This is a genomic window from Amycolatopsis sp. MtRt-6 (assembly GCF_017308975.1).
Classification (GTDB): Bacteria; Actinomycetota; Actinomycetes; order Mycobacteriales; family Pseudonocardiaceae; genus Amycolatopsis.
The window spans coordinates 1-4930 of the sequence record NZ_JADWPD010000064.1; the positions used below are offsets into that span (position 1 = coordinate 1).

General features: G+C 68.7%; 1 protein-coding gene. It reads right to left on the bottom strand.

Annotated elements, in window-relative coordinates; translation table 11 throughout:
• Positions 1-193: 193 nt before the first annotated feature.
• On the bottom strand, positions 194-3790 hold the full coding sequence (locus I4Q55_RS48730; RefSeq protein ID WP_206797863.1) for a PD40 domain-containing protein: 3597 nt from the start codon (positions 3788-3790) through the stop codon (positions 194-196).
• Between the last annotated feature and the right edge of the window lie 1140 nt (positions 3791-4930).

The following is a 4930-nucleotide window of genomic DNA, read 5'->3' on the forward strand; positions in this document are numbered from 1 at the left end:
GCCGCGACGGGCCACCGCGACGACATCGTCACGGAACTCACGGGGGTAGGGCTTGGGCACGGTGACATCCTTCCAGGCGAGGCCGAAGCCTCACAGATGAGGTGTCAACCAGACCCTGGGCAGACCCGGGTTCGGATCGCCATAGCGACGGACATGGATCTTTTGACCAGTCCTTCGTCGGAACGTGGCGCTGTCACCGGCTGTTCGTGCAGGTGTGGGCGTAGGGGGCGAACGGCAGATACTGGCGCCATTCGTCCGGGGTGAGGTCTCGGATCGCCGCGGTGCAGAGGTGGGTGATCGCCTGCCCCGGGTCGACGTCCCAGAGGATCAGGGTCTGGTCCGAACCGGCGGTGGCGAGGGTGTTCCCGTCAGGGCTGAAGGCGACGGCGTGGATGCGCTGGGTGTGGCCGGTGAGGCGGGCTGTGATGGTTCGGCGCGCGGTGTCCCAGAGGGTGACGGTGGCTTCGCCACTGGTGTAGGCGAGGGTGCGCCCGTCGGGGCTGAAGGCCACGCCGGTGAAGTCGGCGTCGGCGTGGTCGGTGAACGTCGTCAGCCGCGTGCGGGTGGCGATGTCCCAGAGGATGATCGTCTGGTCGTGGCCGGCGGTCGCGAGGGTTCGCCCGTCGGTGCCGAACTTGACGGCTCTGACCCAGCTGGTGTGGCCGGTGAGAGCGGCGAGCTGGGTACCGGTGGTGGGGTCCCAGAGCTTGACGGTCAGGTCGTGGCTGGCGGTGGCCAGTAGCCGCCCGTCGGGGCTGAACTGGAGGCCGTTGACGGGTCCGGCGTGCCCGGTGAGGGTCTTGAGCACGGCGCCGGTAGCGGCGTCGCGGATGAGGACTGTCCGGTCGACGCTGGCGGTGGCGATGCGGCGGCCGTCGGTGCTGAACGCGACGTTGAGTACCGCGCCTGTGTGACCGGTCAGCCGGGTGGGTGTGCCGGTGTCGAGGTTCCAAAGGGTGAGCATGTTGCCGGCGGCGCCGTCCGGGCAGCAGGGGGAGGGCTGGGTGACGGTGGCCAGCGTGTGGCCGTCGGGGCCGAAAGCGACGGCATTGGTGAACACCTCACCATCGGTGAGGACCGCGCGGAGGCTGCGGTCGGCGGTGTTCCAGAGGGTCGTCCGGTTGCCGCTGGCGGTGGCGACGGTGCGCCCGTCGGGGCTGAACGCGATAGCGCTGACCATTTTCGGGTGTTCGGCGACGGCAGGCTGGCCGGGGTCCCACAGGAGGATGGAGCCGTCTTCGCTGCCGGCGGCGAGCATCGAGGTGCGCGGGCTGAACGCCATGGTGTAGACAGCGGTCCGGGGACCGCTGAGCCGCCCCCTCAGGACCCGGTGGCGGGTGTCCCACAGCAGTACCGCCGTGTCGTCCCCGGCGGTGGCCAGGGTGCGTCCGTCGGGGCTGAACGCCAGTGCCATGACCTGTCCGGACTTGTGGTGGGTGAAGGTGGTCATCCGGGTGCGGGTGGGCACGTCCCAGATGACCGCGGTGGTGTCGCCGGTGCCGACGGCCAAGATGGCCCCGTCCGGGCTGAAGGCGACGGCGTACGCACCGTCGGTGTGGCCGGTCAACGTGGCTACCCGGGTGGAGCGGGTGACGTCCCACAGGATCACCGTCGAGTCCGCCGAGGCGGTGGCGAGGGTGCGCCCGTCGGGGCTGAACGCCAGTGTGTGCACGGTTTCGGTGTGACCTGAAAGCGTGGTCAACCGCGTGCGTCGAGCCACGTCCCAGAGGACCACCTCGTTGTCGGCCGTCGTGGCCAGGATCCGGCCGTCAGGGCTGAACACGATGTCTTGTACGCGCTTGGTGAGGCTGTTCATGGTCGCGACGGGAGTGCGGTGGTCGAGATCCCAGATCGCGATCCGGTCGTCATCCCCGCCGGTGGCGGCCGTGTACCCGTCCGGGCTCACGGCGGCGGCGGTCAACCAGGTGTGGTGGCCGGTGAGCGTTGCTGTTCTGGCGCGTCGGCCGGTGTCCCACAGGGACAGGGTCTGGTCCCGGCCGACGCTGAGCACGGTGTTGCCGTCCTGAAGGTAGGCGATCTGGGAGACGGCGCCGGTGTGACCGAGGAGTTTGCCGAAGTGGCCTCGATAGGGCGACATGCTGAGCAGGGCACTGCGCGCCTCGGTCGTGGGTGCTGTGCGGTAGGCCTGCGCGGCAAGCAGCATGGCGGTGCCAGGCTCGGAGCTGGCCAGCCCGAGCGATTCGGCGGCGAGCTGCCGGGAGACCGCGGTTTCCCGTTGCGCGACCGCGTCACGGCGTTGCACGAGGGCGACTGTGCCGGCGCCGACGGCGGCCAGCAACAACACGCTCAACGCTGCGACGAGGTACCGGAGCTGTCGCTGGCGGCGGGTGGTGGCGGCGCGTTCCCGGTCGGCCAGGTCGAGGGATGCGTCGAGGAATTCCCGCTCTGTCGCGGTCATGGTGGCGCGCCCGGCGTTGCGGGCGGCCCATTCGCGGGCAACAGCGAGCCGGGCGCCCCGGTACAGCGCCCCGGGGTCGCGGTCCAGCGACATCCAGGACTGAGTCGCCTCGCTGAGTTGCCGGTGGGTACGCAGCCCTTCCCGGTCGGTGGTCAGCCAGCGTTGCAGTCGTGGCCAGGCGCGGATGAGAGCTTCATGGGCGATCTCGACGGTGTCCTCGCCGAGTACGACGAGGCGGGCCGCGGCGAGCCGGTCGAGTACGGAGTCGATGCCGGGCAGGTCCAGTTCGGCGCGCGGGATCCGGCGGCGGGTGTCCTCGACACCTTCACCGAACGCGACCAGCCGGATCAACGTCTGCCGTGCGGTGTCGCGCTGGTCGTCGTCGAAGCTGTCGTAGAGGGTTTCCGCGGTTTGGGCGATCGCGCCGGCCACGCCGCCCGCGGCCTCATAGCCGGTGACGCCCAGCACATCACCGCGGCGCTGCCGCCAGGTCTCCAGCAATGCGTGGGACAGCAGCGGCAGCGCACCGGGTTGCCCGGACGCATCGGCAAGAATCTTCGTCACCAAGGCGCGTTCGACGGTCAACCCGACCAGAGCCGCGGGTTTGGTGACCACGTCACGCAGTTCGTCCTCGGTCAGCGGCGGGACGGGAACGTTCGCCCCAGCCAGGAGCCCCGCCAGCACCGGCAGATCCGCACAGCGGGCGTAGAAGTCCGAGCGGACTCCCAGCACCACCGTGGCCCTCGGATCGGAACCGGTCACCAGGCTGGCGAGCCGGTCCACGAACGCACGGCGCCGCGCCGGGTCCAGGCAATGGGTGAACACCTCCTCGAACTGATCGACGATGAGCACCCGGCCGGAACCGGCCGGTGCGGAGCCGATCGCCGCCAGCGCCGCCGCTTCCGGGTCGCGGCCTGGCGTCATCAGCACCACGGTTCGCCCCTGTTCTCCGGGCCCAACCGCACCTGAGGACAGGGCCGGAACCAACCCGGCACGCAGCAACGAGGACTTGCCGCTGCCCGAGGCTCCGAACACCGCCACAAACCGTCGCTTCCTCAACAGCCGGACAAGCTGCGCCACCATCGCGTCCCGCCCGAAGTATCGGGCGCCGTCATGCACCTCGTAACTGAAAAGTCCCTGATAAGGCGGATTCGCGTCATCGGCCGGCGAGTGACTCGCGGCGGCTCGCCGCCACAACCGCTCCCAGTCGATCGGGTCACCGCCGCACGCCCGTACGTAGGCCAAAGTCACAGCCAAGCTCGGCAGTTGCTTCCCGCCAGCGGCGTTGGCCAGCGTCGGAGCCGAATACCCGGCCCGTGCGGCCAATTCCCGATATCCCGGATTGCCTGCCTGCCGACGCAGCTCCCGCAAGCCGGAAGCCAATGAAGCAACCGGACTGGACCCGGTCAATTTCCGCTCAGGCCGCGGCATAACCCCTCCCTGGTGACGCGCGCTCGCCGAATCCATCTATACACCGATGCCACCGAAGGCGGTTCGCTCCTCGCTGGCGAATTACTCCACCCGGCGGACGGTTGTTAAGCGCGAACGGGGCTGGGCAACAACGCTCCGGCCTGGTCGGATGGACATCGTCGAGAACGAACGACCCCGAACCGCACCAGGATCGGGGGCTCGACGCGCAGCACTCGACGAGAACTCCACAAGTCGTTCGGGGCACAGCCCAGGATGGGGGACACGGTGTAGAGACTGAAGATCATCGGGGTGGCAGCCACGCTGGCCGCCATGCTGCTGGGGTGCAACCGGCGGTGGCCGCACCGGCCCAAGGTGCGGTTCCGGCCGCGCCGGCGACGACGGACAAGCCGTCGGCCGGGGTTCGCAGCGTGGCACCGGTGGCCATCACTCAGGTGTCCCTGCACGGTGACGAACCGCTGGGCATGTGTCACTCCGCCGCACCTGGTCAGACTATGCGTGCTCGTACATTCCCGCCGATGACCAACCCTAGTGACTGTTGATCAACCTCTGATCCGCACGGAAAGGTTACCAGAATGGGACGCAACATCAGACGAGCGGGGGCGGTGGCAGCGCTCATTCCCCTGGCTGCCGCCGGGTTGACGGTGAGCTCTTCGACGCCAGCATCCGCCGCGCCGACAGCGTGCACCAACGCCGCCGCCAACATCGACTACGTGCTGCGGAGCTCCTGGACCAGATGCTGGTCCGGCACCGGTCATTTCAAGGTCCTCATCAGCTGCAAGAGCTCCCCCAATTCACCTTGGACAGGACTTGTCCAAGGTCCTGTCTGGGTTAGCGTTCAGGAAGGCGCAGCAGGGGTCATCTCGGCTGCGGTCTGCCCGCCGGCGCAGCCGTTGATCGTTTCTGCCACGACGTTGACCTGACGCCTGCACGACTAGTAGTACTTTGTTATGTTCGGTGGCGGTTGTTGCGGTGTAAGGGTTTCACCGTTTGGTGGCAGGTCAGGCACACGCCGGTCCAGGTCGCGAGGAGCAGTTGCAGTTCGCGGATGGTCACGTAGAGGGTCAGGCCGGCGCAGCCGCT